Origin of the sequence: Achromobacter sp. GD03932, from assembly GCF_029839485.1 — a bacterium.
Lineage (GTDB): Bacteria > Pseudomonadota > Gammaproteobacteria > Burkholderiales > Burkholderiaceae_B > Achromobacter > Achromobacter bronchisepticus_A.
This window is the reverse complement of the sequence record NZ_JAOCAT010000030.1, coordinates 36,520-56,027: the sequence shown is the minus strand read 5'-3', so window position 1 is coordinate 56,027 and position 19,508 is coordinate 36,520. Positions and strand designations below refer to the sequence as shown.

19 protein-coding genes are annotated in these 19,508 nt (G+C 64.9%); 18 read left to right on the top strand and 1 reads right to left on the bottom strand.

All coding sequences use genetic code 11. The features are described 5' to 3' along the window. Positions 1-68: 68 nt before the first annotated feature. The 17 genes from tsf (at position 69) to N5C88_RS24490 (ending at position 16,023) form a co-directional block, all read left to right on the top strand. Positions 69-947, top strand: coding sequence for a translation elongation factor Ts (gene tsf / locus N5C88_RS24570; protein WP_059380352.1), 879 nt, complete (start codon positions 69-71; stop codon positions 945-947). Between the two features lie 97 nt (positions 948-1,044). After that, positions 1,045-1,761: a UMP kinase gene (pyrH, locus tag N5C88_RS24565; protein WP_013393440.1), complete on the top strand. Its 717-nt coding sequence runs from the start codon at positions 1,045-1,047 to the stop codon at positions 1,759-1,761. Between the two features lie 15 nt (positions 1,762-1,776). Further along, the gene (gene frr / locus N5C88_RS24560) at positions 1,777-2,337 is read left to right on the top strand and encodes a ribosome recycling factor (protein WP_059380351.1); all 561 of its coding nucleotides are present in this window, start codon (positions 1,777-1,779) and stop codon (positions 2,335-2,337) included. Between the two features lie 179 nt (positions 2,338-2,516). Then, entirely contained in the window at positions 2,517-3,278 is a 762-nt protein-coding gene (gene uppS, locus N5C88_RS24555; RefSeq protein WP_118933665.1) for a polyprenyl diphosphate synthase, read from the top strand. 56 nt (positions 3,279-3,334) lie between these two features. Next, positions 3,335-4,192, top strand: a complete 858-nt coding sequence (locus tag N5C88_RS24550; protein ID WP_118933666.1) for a phosphatidate cytidylyltransferase — start codon at positions 3,335-3,337, stop codon at positions 4,190-4,192. Beyond that, positions 4,189-5,388 carry a 1-deoxy-D-xylulose-5-phosphate reductoisomerase gene (locus N5C88_RS24545; RefSeq protein WP_280016416.1) on the top strand — a complete coding sequence of 400 codons (1,200 nt, stop codon included), beginning with the start codon at positions 4,189-4,191 and terminating at the stop codon, positions 5,386-5,388. The genes N5C88_RS24550 and N5C88_RS24545 overlap by 4 nt, the downstream gene beginning before the upstream one ends. Before the next feature lie 58 nt (positions 5,389-5,446). Then, positions 5,447-6,778, top strand: a complete 1,332-nt coding sequence (rseP, locus tag N5C88_RS24540) for an RIP metalloprotease RseP (protein ID WP_118933668.1) — start codon at positions 5,447-5,449, stop codon at positions 6,776-6,778. A gap of 53 nt (positions 6,779-6,831) precedes the next feature. Continuing rightward, the gene (bamA, locus tag N5C88_RS24535; protein ID WP_059380346.1) at positions 6,832-9,165 is read left to right on the top strand and encodes an outer membrane protein assembly factor BamA; all 2,334 of its coding nucleotides are present in this window, start codon (positions 6,832-6,834) and stop codon (positions 9,163-9,165) included. A 109-nt stretch (positions 9,166-9,274) separates the two neighbouring features. Further along, on the top strand, positions 9,275-9,835 hold the full coding sequence (locus N5C88_RS24530; protein WP_059380345.1) for an OmpH family outer membrane protein: 561 nt from the start codon (positions 9,275-9,277) through the stop codon (positions 9,833-9,835). 17 nt (positions 9,836-9,852) lie between these two features. Beyond that, positions 9,853-10,950: a UDP-3-O-(3-hydroxymyristoyl)glucosamine N-acyltransferase gene (gene lpxD / locus N5C88_RS24525; protein WP_118933669.1), complete on the top strand. Its 1,098-nt coding sequence runs from the start codon at positions 9,853-9,855 to the stop codon at positions 10,948-10,950. Positions 10,951-11,020: 70 nt separating this feature from the next. Further along, complete coding sequence (gene fabZ, locus N5C88_RS24520; protein WP_008167730.1) at positions 11,021-11,476, top strand: 3-hydroxyacyl-ACP dehydratase FabZ; 456 nt, start codon at positions 11,021-11,023, stop codon at positions 11,474-11,476. Continuing rightward, positions 11,477-12,271 carry an acyl-ACP--UDP-N-acetylglucosamine O-acyltransferase gene (gene lpxA, locus N5C88_RS24515; protein WP_280016415.1) on the top strand — a complete coding sequence of 265 codons (795 nt, stop codon included), beginning with the start codon at positions 11,477-11,479 and terminating at the stop codon, positions 12,269-12,271. Next, positions 12,268-13,464 carry a lipid-A-disaccharide synthase gene (gene lpxB, locus N5C88_RS24510; protein WP_280016414.1) on the top strand — a complete coding sequence of 399 codons (1,197 nt, stop codon included), beginning with the start codon at positions 12,268-12,270 and terminating at the stop codon, positions 13,462-13,464. Before lpxA ends, lpxB begins: the two co-directional genes overlap by 4 nt. Before the next feature lie 28 nt (positions 13,465-13,492). Further along, positions 13,493-14,059 carry a ribonuclease HII gene (rnhB, locus tag N5C88_RS24505; protein ID WP_280016429.1) on the top strand — a complete coding sequence of 189 codons (567 nt, stop codon included), beginning with the start codon at positions 13,493-13,495 and terminating at the stop codon, positions 14,057-14,059. Beyond that, positions 14,056-14,844, top strand: coding sequence for an RNA methyltransferase (locus tag N5C88_RS24500; protein WP_280016413.1), 789 nt, complete (start codon positions 14,056-14,058; stop codon positions 14,842-14,844). The genes rnhB and N5C88_RS24500 overlap by 4 nt, the downstream gene beginning before the upstream one ends. 133 nt (positions 14,845-14,977) lie before the next feature. Further along, complete coding sequence (locus N5C88_RS24495; RefSeq protein ID WP_059380339.1) at positions 14,978-15,448, top strand: DUF2846 domain-containing protein; 471 nt, start codon at positions 14,978-14,980, stop codon at positions 15,446-15,448. Positions 15,449-15,543: 95 nt separating this feature from the next. Beyond that, entirely contained in the window at positions 15,544-16,023 is a 480-nt protein-coding gene (locus N5C88_RS24490; protein WP_251880463.1) for a DUF2846 domain-containing protein, read from the top strand. A gap of 51 nt (positions 16,024-16,074) precedes the next feature. Here N5C88_RS24490 and N5C88_RS24485 read toward each other — a convergent pair whose 3' ends face one another. Next, positions 16,075-16,902, bottom strand: coding sequence for a pyruvate, water dikinase regulatory protein (locus tag N5C88_RS24485; protein ID WP_059380337.1), 828 nt, complete (start codon positions 16,900-16,902; stop codon positions 16,075-16,077). A 192-nt stretch (positions 16,903-17,094) separates the two neighbouring features. Here N5C88_RS24485 and ppsA point away from each other — a divergent pair, with 192 nt between their 5' ends. Further along, positions 17,095-19,461 (top strand): phosphoenolpyruvate synthase, encoded by a 2,367-nt coding sequence (gene ppsA / locus N5C88_RS24480; protein WP_059380336.1) that lies wholly within the window; start codon positions 17,095-17,097, stop codon positions 19,459-19,461. Positions 19,462-19,508: the final 47 nt, after the last annotated feature.

Genomic DNA, 19,508 nt, shown 5'->3' with positions numbered 1-19,508 from the left:
CGGATGTCCCATCGAATCAAACCACTGTCCCGGTGCGCCGGGGCATGTTCTAGCAAATTGGAGCAAACATGGCTGAAATTACCGCTGCCCTGGTCAAGGAACTGCGCGAAAAGACCGACGCGCCCATGATGGAGTGCAAGAAGGCCTTGACGGAAGCCGAGGGCGACCTGGCCCGCGCCGAGGAAATCCTGCGCGTCAAGCTGGGCAACAAGGCCAGCAAGGCTGCCGCTCGCGTCACCGCTGAAGGCCTGATCGGTCTGTTCATCTCCGCCGACGCCAAGAAGGGCGCCGTCATCGAAATCAACTGCGAAACCGACTTCGTCGCCAAGAACGACGACTTCGTCGGCTTCGTGAACAAGCTGGCCGAACTGGTCGCCACGCAGAACCCCGCCACGGTGGAAGCCCTGTCGGCGCTGCCCTACGGCGACGGCACGGTTGAAAGCACCCGCACCGCCCTGATCGGCAAGATCGGCGAAAACATCTCGATCCGCCGCTTCGAGCGCATCGAGACCCCGAATGCGCTGGCCAGCTACGTGCACGGCGGCAAGATCGGCGTGCTGGTTGAATACACCGGCGCGGAAGAAGTGGGCAAGGATCTGGCGATGCACATCGCCGCCACCAAGCCCAAGGCTCTGAACGCCGACGGCGTGAACCCCGCCGACATCGCCGCCGAACGCTCGGTCGCCGAACAGAAGGCCGCCGAATCGGGCAAGCCGGCTGACATCGTCGCCAAGATGGTCGAAGGCTCGGTCGCGAAGTTCCTGAAGGAAGTCACCCTGCTGTCGCAGCCGTTCGTCAAGAGCGACAAGCACAGCGTTGAGCAGATGCTCAAGGAAAAGGGCGCTTCGATCAGCAAGTTCGTGCTGTTCGTTGTCGGCGAAGGTATCGAGAAGAAGACCAGCGATTTCGCCGCTGAGGTCGCCGCTGCCGCCGCCGGCCGCGCCTGACCCAGGGTAGTGCTTAAGGGCCGGCGCTAGATTAAATTCTAGTCCGGCCTATTTCTTGTCTTACACTTTCGTCGGATTGTTCTTCGGGATATCACCTATGAGCAGCAGAGCATACAAACGGGTTCTTCTCAAACTTTCCGGCGAGGCGCTGATGGGCGACGATGCATTCGGCATCAACCGCTCCACCATCGTCCGCATGACCGATGAGGTCGCTGAAGTCGCCGCCACGGGCGTCGAGCTGGCCATCGTCATCGGCGGGGGCAATATTTTCCGTGGCGTCGCCCCGGGCGCGCAGGGCATGGACCGCGCGACCGCCGACTACATGGGCATGATGGCCACCATCATGAACGCGCTTGCGCTGCAAGACGCGCTCAAGCACAAGGGTGTCGACACCCGCGTGCAATCGGCCTTGAATATCGATCAGGTCGTCGAACCGTACATCCGCCCGAAGGCGCTGCGCTACCTCGAAGAGGGCAAGGTCGTCATCTTCGCGGCAGGTACCGGCAATCCCTTCTTCACCACGGACACGGCTGCTGCGTTGCGCGGCGCCGAGATCGGGGCGGAGATCGTGCTGAAGGCCACCAAGGTCGACGGCATCTACAGCGCGGATCCCAACAAGGATCCCACCGCCACGCGTTACTCGCGCATCAGCTTCGACGAAGCGATCGTCCGCCGGCTGGAAGTCATGGATGCCACCGCCTTCGCGCTGTGCCGTGACCAGAAGCTGCCGATCAAAGTGTTTTCGATCAATAAGTCCGGCGCCCTCAAGCGGGTCGTCAGCGGCGAAGACGAAGGCACCTTGGTACACGTCTAAAGAAAAGGAAATTCCATGAGCGTCGCAGAAATCCGCAAATCCGCCGAAGCCAGGATGGCCAAGTCGCTTGACACGCTCAAGACCAACCTGGCCAAGATCCGTACGGGCCGCGCCCACACCGGCATCCTGGACCACGTGCAGGTCGAGTACTACGGCTCGCCCGTGCCGATCAGCCAGGTTGGCAACGTGAACCTCGTGGACGCCCGCACCATCAGCGTGCAGCCCTACGAGAAGAGCATGGCCTCCGCGATCGAAAAGGCGATCCGCGAATCGGATCTGGGTCTGAACCCCATGTCGATGGGCGACACGATCCGCGTGCCGATGCCTGCGCTGACCGAAGAGCGCCGCCGCGACCTGACCAAGGTGGTCCGCAGCGAAGGCGAGGACGCCAAGGTGGCCGTGCGCAACCTGCGCCGCGAAGCCAACGAAGCGCTGAAGAAGCTGGTCAAGGACAAGGAAATCTCCGAGGACGACGAACGCCGTTCGCAGGACGACGTCCAGAAGCTGACCGACCGCAGCGTGGCTGACATCGACAAGATGGTCACGCAGAAAGAAGCGGAAATCATGACCGTATAATTCCTGGATGCCGTCAGGGTGACAGGCTAGCCCCTATCTCCCTGGCGACCGGGATATCCTGCCTGAGCGCCGTCCTGTCCATTGATTCGCAGCCTTGCTGCCTAGCGGTGGAACGACGGCGCAGGCTTTTCTTCACGTAATTCCGTTTTCGCCGTTTCACCGCGCGCAGCCCCAGACCAATGGCAACCAGTTCGACCCAGGCGGTTCCCGCTACCCGCGACATTCCCGAGCACGTGGCCATCATCATGGATGGCAATGGCCGGTGGGCGACTAGGCGGCTGCTGCCGCGCACCGCGGGCCACGCCAAGGGCGTGCAGGCGGTGCGGCGCGTGGTCGAGGCCTGCGGCCGCGCCGGCGTGCGCTATCTGACCCTGTTCGCCTTCAGTTCCGAGAACTGGCGCCGTCCGGCCGAGGAAGTGTCGCTGCTCATGCGCCTGTTCGTGCAGGCGCTGGAGCGCGAGATCGGCAAGCTGGAAGAGCAGGGCGTGCGCCTGCACGTCATCGGCGACCTGTCGGCCTTCGAGCCCCGTTTGCAGGAGCTGATCTTCGCGGCCCAGGAGCGCACGGCCCACAACGACCGCCTGCACCTGACGGTCGCCGCCAACTATGGCGGTCGCTGGGACATCCTGCAGGCGACCCGCGCCATGCTGGCCGCCGAGCCCGCACTGGCCACCCAGCCCCAGCTGGTGGACGAGGAGCGCCTGGCGCGCCATCTGTCCATGTCCTGGGCGCCAGAACCCGATCTGTTCATCCGCACCGGCGGCGAACAGCGCATTTCCAATTTCCTGATCTGGCAGATGGCTTACGCGGAGTTCTACTTCACGGATCGCTACTGGCCGGATTTCGGCGCCGCCGAGCTCGCGGCCGCCTTTGACTGGTACCGCACGCGCGAACGCCGCTTTGGCCGTACCAGCGCGCAAGTCAGCGAAAACGGCGCGTAATAAAACGGACGGCGACTAGCGCGTCTTTCCAGGGCTGTACACGAGGAGACCGTCAAATGTTGGGCCAGCGTATCGTTACCGCAGTCGTTCTGTTGGCCGTTCTGGCCGCCGCGATGGTCAGCGCGAACCCCTGGTGGTTCGTTGCGCTTCTGGCCCTGGCTGCCGCCTGCGCCAATTGGGAGTGGCTGCGCCTGACCCTGCCGCAACCGCCTTCCCCTCTCATTGCCGTCGGCGTCGCCGTCCTGCTGTTCGGGGGCATGCTGGCGTTGGCGTCCGCCTGGCTCGCGGGGCAGAATGCCGGCATCGCGGATCCCGTCTGGGTGCTGCGTTACGTGGTGCCGGCGGTGGCCGCGGTTTGGCTGTTCGGCGGTCTGACGGCGGTGGTGCGCGGGCGCTCCGATGCGCCTCCCGCCAGCTTGGGCTGGTCGGTTTTTTCCGTGCCCGCGGCGTTTGCCGCCTGGGCCGTGCTGGCGCAGATGTTCGTGGCGCATGGCGCCGGTTTCGTGGTGTCGCTGCTGGCGCTGGTCTGGGTCGCCGACATTGCCGCCTATTTTGCCGGCAGAGCCTTTGGCAAGCGTAAACTGGCCCCGCGGGTCAGCCCGGGCAAGACGGTCGCGGGCGCGGTCGCCGGCGTCCTGGGCGCGGTGGTCTGGATCGGTCTTTCCAGCCTGTGGGAAGGCACTTACGGCCATGCGCTGGTCGAGCGCTGGAGCTTCTGGCTGGCGCTGCCCATTGCCGCCGTGCTCGGCGTGCTGTCGATCGTGGGCGACCTGTTCGAATCGCTGCTCAAGCGGCGCGCCGGCCGCAAGGATTCCAGCACGCTGCTGCCTGGCCACGGCGGGGTCTATGACCGCATCGACGCGATTCTCCCGGTCGCGCCGTTTGCGCTACTTTTGTCTGGAGTGTTGTTTTGACGGCTTTTCAACGCGTCGTCGTGCTGGGATCGACCGGTTCGATCGGTGAAAGCACGCTGGATGTGATCGCCCGCCACCCCGAGCGCCTGGCGGTTTACGCGCTGTCGGCGTACAGCCGGATGGCGCGCTTGGCGGAGCAGGCGCAGGCCAGCCGCGCTGCCGTGGTGGTGGTGCCGGACTCGGCGGCCCGCGAGAAATTCATTGCCGCATGGGCGGACGGCCAGCCCATGCCGGAAATCCGGGTCGGCGCTCAGGCGTTGGCCGATACCGCCGCCGATCCCCAATGCGACTCCGTCATGGCGGCCATCGTGGGGGCTGCGGGACTGCCCGCTGCCCTGGCGGCCGCCCGCAGCGGCAAGCGCGTATTGCTGGCCAACAAGGAAGCGCTGGTTGCCGCGGGCTCGCTCTTCATGCAGGCCGTACGCGACAACGGCGCCGAACTGCTGCCTATCGACAGCGAACATAACGCCATTTTCCAATGCCTGCCTCATGGCGGGCGAGCCGTCGCGCCGGATCGCCCGGCGCCCGGCGTGCGCCGTCTGCTGCTGACCGCCTCCGGCGGCCCTTTCCGCGGACGCGACCTGGAAGACCTGCACGATGTGACGCCGGCCCAGGCTTGCGCTCATCCCAACTGGAGCATGGGCCGCAAGATCTCGGTCGATTCCGCCACCATGCTCAACAAGGGCCTGGAGGTGATCGAGGCGCATTGGCTGTTCGCGATGCCTGCTGACCGCATCGAGGTGGTGGTGCATCCCCAGAGCGTGGTGCATTCCATGGTCGAGTACGACGACGGCTCGGTGCTGGCTCAGCTTGGCCAGCCCGACATGCGCACGCCCATCGCCTACGGCCTGGGCTTTCCCGAACGCCTGGACAGCGGCGTCGGTCCGCTGGACCTGACGCGCCTGGGGCGGCTGGACTTCGAAAAGCCGGATCTGGCCCGCTTTCCGTGCCTGGCCCTGTCGTTCGCGGCGCTGCGCGCCGGGCAGGGAGCCTGCGTGGCGCTGAACGCCGCCAACGAGATCGCCGTGGAGGCCTTCCTGAGCGGTCGGCTGCCCTATACCTGGATTCCGCGGGTAATCGAGGCTTCCCTGGAGTGGCAGGCGCGGCAAGCATCTGTTACGCTCAACAGTCTTGACGACGTGCTCGCGCTTGATTCCGACGCGCGCGTCTTCGCGGGCAACCTGGGCCTGGCCTGACGCAGGCTCGGTCGCCACCGTTCGCCTGCCTCTGATTTCCTAGATTTCTCCGATTCCGATGCTTTTCACCCTGCTGGCCTTTGCGGTTGCGCTTGGCTCCCTGATCATCTTCCATGAACTGGGGCACTATTGGGTGGCCCGTCTGTGCGGCGTGAAGGTGCTGCGCTTCTCGGTGGGATTCGGCAAGGTCATCCTGCGCCGCACCGACCGCCACGGCACGGAATGGGCTGTTTCGGCCCTGCCGCTGGGCGGCTACGTCAAGATGCAGGACGATCCTCCCGCCGGCGCGAGCCCGGCGGAAGTGGCAGGGGCCTTCAACAGCAAGCCCGTCGGCCAGCGTATCGCCATCGTCGCCGCCGGCCCCATTTTCAACCTGATACTCGCGGTCTTCCTCTACGCCGGCCTGAACATGGCCGGCACCGAAGAGCCCGTGGCCGTCATCGCCCAGCCCGCGGCCGACACGCCGGCCGCGCGCGCCGGCCTTTTGTCGGGCGACCGCATCCTGGCCATCGACGGCGAAGAGGTGGCCTCCTGGTCCGACGCGCGCTGGCGCCTGATGGACGTCATGGCTACCGGCGGCAGCGCCAGGATCGAGGTCAAGACGCCTGCGGGCGCGGTCCAGCAGCGCGAACTGGTGCTGCCGTCGAACACGATGGATCCGGCTGGCGGCGACCCGCTGGCCGCAGCCGGCGTGCGCCTGGCCCAGCCCAAGCCCGCTGTGCGCGTCGTCAACGACGGCGGCGAAGGGCAGGCGGCCGGCCTGCGGGCGGGTGACCTGGTGCTGGCCGTGAACGGCGTTCCCACCCCGGACACCAGCGCGCTGGTCCGGCAGATCCAGGAAAGCGCCGGCAAGACCCTGGCCATGACCCTGGCGCGCGACGGCGCCAATGTTTCCCTGAACGTCACGCCCCGTGCCGAGACGGTCAACGGCCAGGTAATAGGCCGCCTGGGCGTCCAGCTGGGCGGCGACATTCCCATGGTGACCGTGCGCTACGGCGTATTCGAAAGCCTGTGGAAGGGCGCCGTGCGCACCTGGGACACCGCCTGGTTCTCCCTGCGCATGATGGGGCGCATGGTCACGGGCGACGTTTCCTGGCGCAATGTCAGCGGTCCCGTGACCATCGCGGATTACGCCGGCCAGACCGCCAGAATCGGAATTGTTGCGTACATCGCTTATATCGCCTTGATCAGTATCAGCCTGGGCGTACTAAATTTGCTGCCCATTCCCATGCTGGACGGTGGCCATCTGCTGTACTATCTCGTCGAAATTGTGCGGGGTAGCCCGCCGCCAGCAAGGTGGATCGATATCGGACAGCGCGCCGGCATAGGTTTATTGGCAAGCCTGATGGGGCTTGCGCTGTTCAATGATTTCACGCGTTTGTTCACTTGAACGCGATTTAGCATAAAATCCCCCGCCATTTGCACGACCGAGGATACTCAAGGATGTCTTTTCGCCGGATGTTTCATCACAAAAAGGGTGTACTGCCGGGTTTGATCGCCGCACTGCTGGTTCCGGCCATCGCCCACGCCTTCGACCCTTTTGTCGTGCGGGATATCCGCGTAGAGGGTATTCAACGAACTGACGCCGGCACCGTCTTCGGCTATCTCCCCGTCAAAGTGGGCGAAAAGTTCACCGAAGAAGAAGCCACTGAAGCCATCCGCCGCTTGTACGGCACAGGCTTTTTCACCGACGTACAGATCCAGACGGACAACAACGTCGTCGTGGTGGTCGTGCAGGAACGCCCCACGATTGCGTCGGTGAACTTCAACGGCATGCGCGAGTTCGACTCCAAGGCGATCACCACGTCGCTGGCGCAGGTCGGCTTCGCCGAAGGCCGCATCTTCGACCGCTCCATGCTCGAGCGCGCCGAATACGAACTGAAGCAGCAGTACCTGTCCAAGGGCAAGTACGGCATCGAAGTGACTTCCACCGTGACCCCGCTGCCGCGCAACCGCGTGGGCGTGAGCTTTGACGTGTTCGAAGGCTCGGTCGCGCGCATCCAGGAAATCCGCTTCGTGGGCAACAAGGCTTTCTCCGAAAGCGATCTGCTCGACGAGTTCAAGCTGACCACGCCGGGCTGGCTGACCTGGTATACGGATACCGACAAGTACTCGCGCGAAAAGCTCGAGGGCGATCTGGAGCGCCTGCGCTCGTTCTACCTGGATCGCGGCTATCTCGAGTTCTCGGTCGAGCCGCCGCAGGTCACGATTTCGCCGGACCGCAAGGACATCCGCATCACGATTACCGTGCACGAAGGCGAGCCTTACAAGGTGCGCAGCGTGAAGCTGGCCGGCAATCTGCTGGGCCTGGACAAGGAAATCAACGCGCTGCTGGAAATCAAGCCGGAAGAGACGTTCTCGGCCGCCAAGGCCAACGGCTCGGCCAAGGCCATCACCGACTACCTGGGCGAACTGGGCTACGCGTTTGCCAACGTCAACCCGAACCCGCAGCTGGATCGCGCCAAGCATGAGGCCGACCTGACGTTCTACGTCGACCCCAGCCGCCGCGTGTACGTGCGCCGTATCCAGATCGGCGGCAATACCCGCACCCGCGACGAAGTCGTGCGCCGCGAAATGCGCCAGCAGGAAGCCGCCTGGTACGACGCCAAGGACATCAAGACCTCGCGCGACCGCGTCGACCGCCTGGGCTATTTCAGCGACGTCAACGTCAAGACCGATCCGGTCCCGGGTTCGCCCGACCAGGTCGACGTCAACGTCGACGTCAAGGAAAAGCCCACCGGCATGATCAACCTGGGCGTGGGGTACGGCTCGTCCGAAAAGGCCATTCTGTCGGCCGGTATCAGCGAAGACAACGTCTTTGGCAGCGGCACCAACCTGACCCTGCAGCTGAACACCAGCAAGACCAACCGCGCCGTGGTGCTGTCGCACACCGACCCGTACTGGACCAAGGACGGCATCAGCCGCACCACGTCCGCCTACTACCGCGTGACCGAGCCCTGGAACAACAACGACGGCGACTACCGTGTCAAGGCCATGGGCCTGGGCATGAACTTCGGCGTGCCGATTTCCGAGTATGACCGCATCATGCTGGGCGCGAACTTCGAACGCAACCAGATCGATCTGTTCAACAACTCGCCGGCAGCCTACGAGAAATTCGTCAACGATTACGGCGATTCGACCAACTCGGTGATCTTCACCACCGGCTGGACCAAGGATACCCGCGACAGCGGCCTGGCGCCGACCAAGGGCGGCTACACCCGCCTGAAGGCGGACCTGTCGACCGTGGACCTGAAGTACACGATGTTGACGGCTCAGCAACAGTACTTTGTGCCGCTGGGCGGCTCCTACACCCTGGCCTTGAACGGCATGGTCGATTGGGGCCAGAGCTACGGCGGCAAGGACTACCCGGTCATCAAGAACGTCTATGCCGGCGGTATCGGCACGGTTCGCGGCTACGAGGGCTCGTCGCTGGGTCCGCGCGACACGAAGACGGGCGACTACCTGGGCGGTACGCGGCGCGTCATCGCCAACGCGCAGCTTTACCTGCCGTTCCCTGGCGCCTCGAAGGACCGCACCTTGCGCTGGTTCATCTTCTCGGATGCCGGCCAGGTTTCGTCGGGCAGCGGCTTGCAATGCACCGGCGGCAAGCCTGGCAGCGAGGTCGAGGATCCTTGCGGCTGGAGGTTCTCGGCAGGTATCGGGCTGTCGTGGCAGTCGCCGATGGGGCCGCTGCAGTTGTCTTATGCGCGTCCGCTCAATTCGAAGCCTGGCGACGACAAGCAAAGCTTCCAGTTCCAGATCGGGACCGGTTTCTAAGCGCCTCGTTACGCTTGAAAACAAGGGAGAAGGGCGTACGGCCGGCTCCCTTGCTGTTTAGTGGCACAATACACACTTTGGCTTTGCCTTACTGGAAGGTGAGATTTTCATGATGTCTGATTCCGCACTTAAAACCTCGAAATCGCTGCGCACCATGCGCCGCGGCAAACTGGGCGGCTCCATTGCCCTGGTAGGTGCGCTCATTCTCGGTTCGGCTGCTGCGATTCCCGCGCAGGCCCAAGGCACGAAGATCGGTTTCGTCAATACCGAGCGGATCCTGCGCGAGTCGGGTCCGGCCAAGGCTGCGCAAAGCAAGATCGAAGCCGAATTCAAGAAGCGCGACGATGAGCTTCAGCGCCTGAACAACAGCCTGCGTTCGCAAGCCGAGAAGTTCGACAAGGACGCGCCTGTCCTGTCGGAGTCCGATCGCGTCAAGCGCCAGCGTGAACTGTCCAACCTGGATACCGACCTGCAGCGCAAGCGCCGCGAGTTCCAGGAAGACTTCAACCGCCGCCGCAACGAAGAGTTCTCGGGCATCGTGACGAAGGCCAACGACGCCATCAAGCGCATCGCCGAACAGGAAAGCTACGACCTGATCATCCAGGACGCAGTGACCGTCAACCCGCGCATCGACATCACCGACAAGGTGATCCAGAGCCTGGGCAAGTAAGCAGCACCCGTCACGTTATGCCGGTTCTACTGGATCTTGCCCGCGCGCCAACGCTGGAAACACTGTTGAGCGCCGCCAACACCCAGGGGATGGACTGGCGTATCAGCGCGGTTCCCGGCGCGGACCCCATGCGGGTCTGCGGCATCGGAACCCTGTCATCGGCGGGTCGGCAGGAAATCGCTTTCCTGGCCAACCCCCGCTACCAGAGCCAGTTAGGCGCCACGCAGGCGGGGGCGGTCATCGTCTCGCCGGACGTGGCGCAGGCTCTGGAGGCCGAGGGCAACGCCCGGCCGCCATTCGCGCTGGTCGTCTGTCAGCATCCCTATCTGCTTTATGCCCGCGTGGCGCAATGGTTCGATGCCGCGAGACGGCCCGAGCTGCCCGCATCCACGCATCCTTCCGCCGTGGTCGCTGCTGACGCCATCATCGAAGAAGGCGTGCGCATCGGCCCGAATTGCGTCGTCGAATCCGGCGCCCGCATTGGCCGCGATACCGTGCTCGGACCTGGCTGCGTCATCGGCGCAGGCTCGTCCGTCGGTCCCGGCAGCCGCCTGTACGCCCACGTCACCTTGTATGACGGGGTCAAGGTGGGCGCGCGCGCCATCATCCATAGCGGCGCGGTGCTGGGCGCGGACGGCTTCGGCTTCGCGCCCGATCCCACGCTGGGCAAGGGCGCCTGGGGCAAGATTCCGCAGCTCGGCGGCGTGACCGTCGGTGACGACGTCGAAATCGGCGCCAACACCACCGTTGACCGGGGCGCGCTGGAAGACACCGTCCTGGCCGACGGGGTGAAGCTGGACAACCAGATCATGGTGGCGCACAACTGCCGGATCGGCGCGCATACCGCGATTGCGGCCTGCGTGGGCGTGGCCGGCTCGACCACTATCGGTGAGCGCTGCACCATAGGCGGCGCCGCCATGCTGTCCGGGCACCTCACGCTGGGCGACGATGTGCATGTTTCCGGCGGCACCGCGGTGACGTCCAGCATTTCGAAGCCTGGCCGCTATACCGGGGTCTTCCCGTACGCGGAACATGGCGAATGGCAGCGCAACGCCGCCGTGATACAACAGTTGGCGCAATTGCGCCGGCGCGTGCGGACGCTGGAAAAAGACTAGGGCGGCGCACTGCCGCCCCTGGCGCGTCCGCGCCGCATGATTACTTTACTTCGCAGGAAAGCATAGAAAAATGGAACTCGACATCAAGGGGATCATGGAGAGACTGCCGCATCGTTATCCGATGCTGCTGATTGACCGCGTCGTCGAAATGGTGCCTGGCAAGTCCATCGTGGCCATCAAGAACGTCTCGATCAATGAACCGTTTTTCAACGGCCATTTCCCGCACCACCCGGTGATGCCGGGTGTGCTCATCGTGGAAGCCATGGCTCAGGCCTCCGCCCTGTTCTCGTTCACCGACGAAAATGGCGGGCTGAAGTGCGAAGGTTCCAAGACCGCGTATTACCTGGTCGGCATCGACGGCGCGCGTTTCCGCCGCCCCGTGGTGCCGGGCGACCAGTTGCGCATCGAGGTCGAAGCCGAACGCCTGAGCCGCAGCATCTGTAAGTACCAAGCGCGCGCGACGGTGGATGGCCAGGAAGTCGCTTCGGCCAAGCTGATGTGCGCGATTCGCAGCCTGGAAGAGTAAATGGCAGGAAACATTCACCCCTCCGCCGTCGTTGATCCGGCGGCAAAGCTCGACCCGACCGTCGTGGTCGGTCCGTTCGCGACCATCGGTCCCAACGTGACCATAGGCGCGGGCACCGAGATCGGCCCGTACTGCATGGTGGACGGGGTGACGACCATCGGGCGCGACAACCGTTTCTATCGGTACTGCTCGATTGGCGGCATGCCGCAGGACAAGAAGTACCAGGGCGAGCCTACGCGCCTGGAAATCGGCGACCGCAATACGTTCCGGGAATTCGTCACGCTCAACACGGGCACCGTGCAGGACGGCGGCGTCACGACGATTGCCGACGACAACTGGGTCATGGCGTACGTGCACGTTGCACACGATTGCCACATCGGCAGCAACACCATCCTGGCCAATTCGGTGCAGCTGGGCGGCCACGTCCATGTTGGCGATTGGGCCATCGTGGGCGGCCTGACCGGCGTGCACCAGTTTTCGCGCATCGGCGCGCACAGCATGACGGGCGGCAACAGCTCCCTGATGCAGGACACGCCGCCGTTCGTGCTGGCCGCGGGCAATCCGTGCCGTCCGGTGGGCGTCAACGTCGAAGGGCTGAAGCGCCGCGGCTTTACGGCCGCCGACATTTCGGCGCTGCGCGACGCCTACAAGATCATCTACCGCCGTGGCCTGTCCCTGGACGCGGCGCGGGCCGAACTGCGCGCCCGCCAAGAGGCGGAGCCCGAGGTGGCCCCGCACCTGCAGACCCTGCTCGACTTCCTGGACGTCGCAAGCCGCGGCATCATCCGCCCATGAACGCTCGGATCGGCATGGTGGCCGGCGAGCCTTCGGGCGACCTGCTGGCTGGTCGCATCATTGCCGGTCTGCAAGCGCGCGACGCCAGCGTACGCTGCGAGGGTATCGGCGGGCCGCAGATGCAGGCCCATGGTTTCGATACCTGGCACCCCATGCATGCCTTGACCGTGTTCGGCTATGTCGACGCGCTCAAGCGCCTGCCCAGCCTGCTTGGCACCTATCGCGACGTCAAGCGGCGCTGGCTGGCGGAGCCGCCCGCCGTGTTCGTCGGCATCGACGCGCCGGACTTCAATCTGCGGCTGGAGCACCAGCTACGCCAGGCAGGCACGCCCACGGTGCACTTCGTTGGGCCGTCGATCTGGGCCTGGCGCTATGAGCGCATCCACAAGATCCGCGAGTCGGTATCGCACATGCTGGTGCTGTTCCCGTTCGAGGAAGAGATCTACCGCAAGGAAGGGATTCCGGTCACTTATGTGGGCCATCCGCTGGCCGGGGCCGTGCCCATGCAGCCGGACCGCGCCGCGGCGCGCGCGCGCCTGGACATCGACCAGAATGCGCGCGTGCTGGCGATCCTGCCGGGCAGCCGCTCGTCCGAGATTCGTCTGCTGGCGCCGCGCTTCCTGCAAGCCGCGCAGATCCTGCAGAAAAAGGACCCGGCCCTGCAATGCGTCGTCCCCATGGTCAACGACCAGCGGCGCGCGGAGTTCCAGTCCATTCTGGCCCAGTACCCCGTACCGGGGCTGCGCTGCGTCACCGCGAATGATCTGCACGGCGAGGGCGGAGAGCGCCAGGCGCCCGTCGCCTGGTCCGTCATGGAAGCGGCCACGGCGGTGCTGGTGGCCAGCGGCACGGCCACGCTGGAAACGGCGCTGTACAAGCGGCCCATGGTGATTTCCTACGTGCTGTCGCCCTGGATGCGCCGCATCATGGCCTGGAAGTCCGGCCAGCAGCGTCCCTATCTGCCCTGGGTGGGCCTGCCGAACGTGCTGCTGCGCGATTTCGCCGTGCCTGAGCTGCTGCAGGACGATGCCACGCCCGAGAAACTCGCGGAGGCGACCTGGACGTCCCTGACCGACGACGCGGGCAGGGCGCGCATCGAAGCCCGCTTTACCGCCCTGCATCAGGAGCTGCTGCGCGACACGCCCGCGCTGGCTGCGCAGGCGATCCTGGAGGTGGCCGGTGGAGCAGCCTGACCTGTTCGCGGCGCCTGAGCAGCCTGCCATGATTACGGCAGGCGTGGACGAGGCGGGCCGCGGCCCGCTGGCGGGCGCCGTGTACGCCGCGGCCGTCATTCTGAATCCCGCCCGACCGATCGCCGGGCTGGCGGATTCCAAGGTGCTCAAGGCTGCCACGCGCGAGGCGCTGGCGCTCGAAATCCAGGAATTCGCGCTGGCCTGGTGCATCGCCAGCGCCAGCGTGGCCGAGATCGACAGCATGAACATCCTGCGCGCCACGATGCTGGCGATGCAGCGTGCGGTACAGGGCCTCGCCACCATGCCGCAGTTGGCGCTGGTGGACGGCAACCAGGCTCCCAAACTGGGCTGCACCGTGCAGACCGTCATCAAGGGCGATGCGCTGGTGCCCGCGATTTCCGCGGCTTCCATTCTTGCCAAGACCGCGCGCGACGCGGACCTGCTGCGCCTGCATGCCCTGTATCCCCAATATGCCTTCGATCAGCACAAGGGTTACGGCACCCCGCTGCATCTGGAGATGCTGCGCGAGCACGGCCCATGCGCCGAGCACCGGCGCAGCTTCGCACCCATCAAGGCCTTCGGCCTGAATCCATGAAGCACATCAGTTCTCGCGACAATCCCGCAGTCAAGGCGCTGGCCAAGCTGGCCGGCACGGCGGGCAAGCGCGGCGCGCCGGTGCTGCTGGACGGCGTGCACCTGTGCCAGGCGTGGCTGCAGCATCACGGCGCGCCCGATCAGGCGATCTTCGACGTGGAGCGCCTGTCCCAGCCCGACATCGCGGCGCTGGCAGCCGCCGTGCCGGACCGCGACTGCCTGGCCTTGGACGCGCGGCTGATGCAGTCCCTGGTGGCCGTGGAAAGCGGGCAGGGCGTGGCTTTTCAGGTGACGCCGCCCGTCCTGGACCTGCCGGATGCGGTGGACGAAAACTGCGTGCTGTTCGACCGCATCCAGGATCCCGGCAATGTCGGTACGCTGCTGCGCACCTGCGCGGCGGCGGGCGTGAAGCGCGTCTTTCTGGCGACGGGCACGGCCGCGGCCTGGTCGCCCAAGGTGTTGCGCAGCGGCCAGGGCGCCCATTTCGCCTTGGCCATCCACGAACACGTCGATCTGGCTGCCTTGCTGCCCAGATTGAGGGTGCCGCTGGTGGCGACCGCGCTGGATGGCGCGCGCGACCTGTACGAGGACGCGTTGCCGCAACGCTGCGCCTGGGTATTCGGTCACGAAGGCCAGGGCGTGGCCGCGGAACTGCTTTCCGCGGCGCGCCTCAAGGTGCGCATACCGCACGACATGGCGGCGGTGGAATCGCTCAATGTGGGCGCCGCAGCCGCGATCTGCCTGTTCGAGCAGCGGCGCCAAGCCTTGCGCGGCAAGCTGGACTGAACGCCGATCTGGCCATCGTTTCGCCGCTTTTCCGCCGATTGCAGGCACCGTCCCCTGTTTATACTGCCCCGTTTGCCCGAGCCGGGCGGTCTTGAGCCGCGCCTCGAGGCCAGGATCCGATCAAGGACGGGACATGAAAAGCTGGATCAAATCGAGTCTTGCCGCGCTGGGCGCGGCGGTGTTGCTTTCCGCTTGCGCCGGCCCCCGGTATGGCGATGTGGCGGACCGCATCCCGGCGCTGGAGGCTGCCGAAGGCCGGATTTACTTCTACCAGCCCGCAACGCCCAATGGCGACAAGGTCGCGCAGCCCGCGATCCTGGTCGACGGCCGCAAGGTCGGCCGCTCCAAATCCGGCCGTTTCTTCTTCGTGGACCGCGCGCCCGGCGAGGTGGAAGTCATCACCGCCACCGACCGCAAGGAGCGCAAGGACGCGCTCAAGGTTCCGCTGGCTGGCGGGCAGACCCAATACGTGCGCGTGGATGTTGCGGGCGGCAGGCAGGTTCTGCGGCTGGAGGCCTCTGCTGACGTCGCCGTGCAGGCGATGTCGGACCTGCGCTACTGGGGCGCCGGACGGCGCGAGCGAGAGCCGCTGCGCTATGAGTAAAATTACAATGTGTAGGTTTTAGACTCATCCATATACGTTCTCGCGGGATCCATCGAGCTGATGGCCTGTGGGGCTGGCACATCGGAGAAGACGGAATGAAGCGCAGGTTCAAGATGGTGGCTGCCGCCGTGCTGGGCGCGGCCTTGTTGGCGGGTTGCGGCGGTCCCCGGTACAAGGACGTTGCCAGCACCATCCCCATGATGGTGCCGGAAACCGGGCGCATCTATTTCTATCAGCCGCCGGCGCCGGTTGGCGTGGTGTCGGCCCAGCCGTACCTGCGCGTGAACGGTCTGAAGGTCGGCCGTTCCAAGCCGGGCAGCTTCTTCTATGTGAACCGGCCTGCCGGCAAGTACGTGGTCGACACGTTGCGCGACGACGAGCAACTGTCGTTCACGCTGGCCCCGGGCCAGACCCGTTACGTGCGCTTGAGCATCGAGGGCGTGAGCGGCAATTCGTCCAACATGGGCCGCCAGGATATGCGCCTGGAAGACTCGGAGGCGACCGCCCAGCAGGAGATGGGGCCGCTGAAGTACTGGGGCGCCGGCTCGCGCGAACGCGTCAAGCTGCGTCCCTGATCCGGACTACGCTGCAAGGAAGGGCGCGCCATGGGCGCGCCCTTGTCGTTTTCAGCCCCGGTCCAGGCCCACTTCCTGCAACACCGTCGTGGCGATCTCCTCGATCGATTTGGTGGTGCTGGACAGCCAGGAAATGCCCTCGCGGCGCATCATGCGTTCGGCCTCGGCCACTTCGTAGCGGCATTGCTCCAGTTGCGCATAGCGGCTGTTGGGGCGGCGCTCGTTGCGGACTTCGGCCAGGCGTTCGGGCTGGATCGACAGGCCGAACAGCTTGCCGCGGTGCGGGGCGATGGTGGAGGGCAGGGTGCCGCGCTCGAAATCGTCCGGCGTCAGGGGGAAATTGGCCGCCTTGATGGCGTATTGCATGGCCAGATACAGGCTGGTGGGCGTCTTGCCGCAGCGCGACACGCCGACCAGGATCACGTCCGCCTGGTCCAGCTGGTTCACGAACTGGCCGTCGTCATGCGCCAGGCTGAAGTTGATGGCGTCGATGCGGTTGCGGTACTTTTCCGAGTTGGCCTGCATGTGCGAGCGGCCGATGGAATGGCTGGACTTCAGGCCCAGCGCCTGCTCGATATGGCTGACGAAGGTGCCGAACAGGTCCAGGAAAACTCCGTTCGCCTGGCGAACGCGCGCCAGGATGTCCGGATTGACCAGGGTGCTGAACACGATCGGGGGAACGCCGGCCTCCAGGGCGCTGCGGTCGATCCGCATGGCCACTTCCGCGGCCTTTTCCAGCGTGTCGACGAAGGGCAGGCGGACAGGCTTGAAATTGACCTCTTCAAACTGTGAGAGCACTGACTGGCTGAAGGTTTCTGCGGTGATGCCGGTACTGTCGGAAACGATGTATACCGTGCGTATGATCGGGGTAGATGTCATGTGTAAAAAATTCCAACCAGGCAGATGGCCGGACGCACTCCACCGAGTACAATCAGGCCCCTATAAGTCACCCCAAGGGCGGTCCAAGGCCAGTTTGGTCAGCGCGTAAATTGGGGCTGCGATCCGACTGTGATCCAGCTTCCTGATGCATTGACCAAACTCGCTTTCATTCCATTGTAAAAGGTGACTTCAATGTCGTACGTTGTTTTGTTCGAGCAGCTCCGCATGACGGACGTGGACTCGGTAGGAGGCAAGAACGCATCACTAGGCGAAATGATCAGCCAGCTGTCTGGCGCGGGTGTCCGCGTGCCGGGCGGCTTTGCCACGACCGCTGATGCTTTCCGCGACTTCCTCAAGGCCTCCGGCCTGGACAAGCGCATCGCCGAACGTCTGACCACGCTGAACCCCGAAGACGTGCGCGAACTGGCCAACGCCGGCTCGCAGATCCGTCAATGGATCATCGACGCGCCGTTCTCGCCCGAGTTCGAATCGCAGATCCGTACCGCCTTTGCCAAGCTCGACGCTGATGGCAAGGGTTCGTTCGCCGTGCGCTCCTCCGCCACCGCCGAAGACCTGCCCGACGCCTCGTTCGCCGGCCAGCAGGAAACCTTCCTGAACGTCGTCGGCATCGACGACGTGCTGGACAAGATCCGCCACGTGTTCGCGTCGCTGTACAACGACCGCGCCATTTCCTATCGCGTGCACAAGGGCTACGCCCACGCCGACGTCGCGCTGTCGGCCGGCATCCAGCGCATGGTGCGTTCCGACAAGGGCAGCGCCGGCGTCATGTTCACCATCGATACCGAATCGGGCTTCCAGGATGTGGTGTTCATCACCTCGTCCTACGGTCTGGGCGAAACCGTGGTGCAGGGCGCGGTCAACCCCGACGAGTTCTACGTCTTCAAGCCGACGCTGGCCCAGGGCCACTACCCGATCGTGGGCCGCCGCATCGGCTCCAAGCTGATCAAGATGGAGTTCGACCCCGAGCGTCCCGAAGGCCGCGCCGTGCGCACGGTCGACGTGCCGGTGTCCGAGCGCAACCGCTACTCGCTGACCGACGACGAGGTCAACGAACTGGCCCGCTACGCCGTCATCATTGAAAAGCACTACGGCCGCCCGATGGACATCGAGTGGGGCCGCGACGGCATCGACGGCAAGATCTACATCCTGCAGGCGCGCCCGGAAACCGTGAAGTCGCAGCAGGGCGTCAACGACGTGCAGCAGCGCTACCGCCTGAAGGCCACCGGCCAGGTCCTGATCACCGGCCGCGCGATCGGCCAGAAGATCGGCGCGGGTCCGGTGCGCGTGGTCGGCGACATCTCCGACATGGACAAGGTCCAGCCGGGCGACGTGCTGGTCACCGACATGACGGATCCCAACTGGGAACCCGTGATGAAGCGCGCTTCCGCCATCGTCACCAACCGCGGCGGCCGCACCTGCCACGCGGCGATCATCGCGCGCGAGCTGGGCATTCCGGCAGTCGTGGGCTGCGGCAACGCGACCGACCTCCTGAAGGAAGGCCAAGCCGTGACCGTGTCTTGCGCCGAGGGCGACGAAGGCCGCATCTATGACGGCCTGATCGAAACCGAAGTGGAAGAAGTGCGCCGCGGCGACATGCCCCCCATCGATCTGAAGATCATGATGAACGTGGGCAACCCGCAGCTGGCTTTCGACTTCGCCCAGATCCCCAACGGCGGCGTGGGTCTGGCCCGCCTGGAATTCATCATCAACAACAACATCGGCATCCACCCCAAGGCGGTGCTGGACTATCCGAACGTCGATGGCGAACTGAAGAAAGCCGTGGAATCGGCCGCTCGCGGCCACGCCAGCCCGCGCGCCTTCTTCGTCGAGAAGATGGCAGAAGGCGTGGCGACCATCGCCGCTGCCTTCTACCCCAAGCCCGTCATCGTGCGCATGTCGGACTTCAAGTCCAACGAGTACCGCAAGCTGGTCGGCGGTTCGCGCTACGAGCCCGAGGAAGAGAACCCCATGCTGGGCTTCCGCGGCGCGTCGCGCTACATCGCCGAGGACTTCGCCGAGTGCTTCCGCATGGAATGCGAAGCGCTGAAGAAGGTGCGCGATGAAATGGGCCTGACCAACGTCGAGATCATGGTGCCCTTCGTGCGCACCCTGGGCCAGGCGGCCAAGGTGGTGGACCTGCTCGCCAAGCACGGCCTGGCGCGTGGCGAAAACGGCCTGAAGCTCATCATGATGTGCGAAGTGCCGTCCAACGCCATCCTGGCCGACGAGTTCCTGCAGTACTTCGACGGCTTCTCGATCGGTTCGAACGACATGACCCAGCTGACGCTGGGCCTGGACCGCGATTCGGGCATGGAACTGCTGGCTGCCGATTTCGACGAACGCGACGAGGCCGTGAAGTTCATGCTGCGCCGCGCGATCAAGGCTTGCCTGGCCGCCAACAAGTACGTGGGCATCTGCGGCCAAGGCCCCAGCGACCACCCGGACTTCGCACAATGGCTGAAGGAAGAGGGCATCCTGTCGATGTCGCTCAACCCGGATACCGTTGTCGATACCTGGCAGCGTCTGGCCAAGAACTGATCGGCTTGCTGATGTGAAAACCCCGCGCCTGCAAGGGCGCGGGGTTT

Coding starts and splice junctions, on each gene's coding strand:
- lpxB (WP_280016414.1), top strand. CDS start 12,268: ATGAACGCTCGGATCGGCATGGTGGCCGGCGAGCCTTCGGGCGACCTG.
- N5C88_RS24530 (WP_059380345.1), top strand. CDS start 9,275: ATGATGTCTGATTCCGCACTTAAAACCTCGAAATCGCTGCGCACCATG.
- N5C88_RS24495 (WP_059380339.1), top strand. CDS start 14,978: ATGAAAAGCTGGATCAAATCGAGTCTTGCCGCGCTGGGCGCGGCGGTG.
- frr (WP_059380351.1), top strand. CDS start 1,777: ATGAGCGTCGCAGAAATCCGCAAATCCGCCGAAGCCAGGATGGCCAAG.
- lpxA (WP_280016415.1), top strand. CDS start 11,477: ATGGCAGGAAACATTCACCCCTCCGCCGTCGTTGATCCGGCGGCAAAG.
- N5C88_RS24550 (WP_118933666.1), top strand. CDS start 3,335: ATGTTGGGCCAGCGTATCGTTACCGCAGTCGTTCTGTTGGCCGTTCTG.
- rnhB (WP_280016429.1), top strand. CDS start 13,493: ATGATTACGGCAGGCGTGGACGAGGCGGGCCGCGGCCCGCTGGCGGGC.
- uppS (WP_118933665.1), top strand. CDS start 2,517: ATGGCAACCAGTTCGACCCAGGCGGTTCCCGCTACCCGCGACATTCCC.
- pyrH (WP_013393440.1), top strand. CDS start 1,045: ATGAGCAGCAGAGCATACAAACGGGTTCTTCTCAAACTTTCCGGCGAG.
- rseP (WP_118933668.1), top strand. CDS start 5,447: ATGCTTTTCACCCTGCTGGCCTTTGCGGTTGCGCTTGGCTCCCTGATC.
- bamA (WP_059380346.1), top strand. CDS start 6,832: ATGTCTTTTCGCCGGATGTTTCATCACAAAAAGGGTGTACTGCCGGGT.
- ppsA (WP_059380336.1), top strand. CDS start 17,095: ATGTCGTACGTTGTTTTGTTCGAGCAGCTCCGCATGACGGACGTGGAC.
- N5C88_RS24500 (WP_280016413.1), top strand. CDS start 14,056: ATGAAGCACATCAGTTCTCGCGACAATCCCGCAGTCAAGGCGCTGGCC.
- lpxD (WP_118933669.1), top strand. CDS start 9,853: ATGCCGGTTCTACTGGATCTTGCCCGCGCGCCAACGCTGGAAACACTG.
- tsf (WP_059380352.1), top strand. CDS start 69: ATGGCTGAAATTACCGCTGCCCTGGTCAAGGAACTGCGCGAAAAGACC.
- fabZ (WP_008167730.1), top strand. CDS start 11,021: ATGGAACTCGACATCAAGGGGATCATGGAGAGACTGCCGCATCGTTAT.
- N5C88_RS24485 (WP_059380337.1), bottom strand. CDS start 16,902: ATGACATCTACCCCGATCATACGCACGGTATACATCGTTTCCGACAGT.
- N5C88_RS24490 (WP_251880463.1), top strand. CDS start 15,544: ATGAAGCGCAGGTTCAAGATGGTGGCTGCCGCCGTGCTGGGCGCGGCC.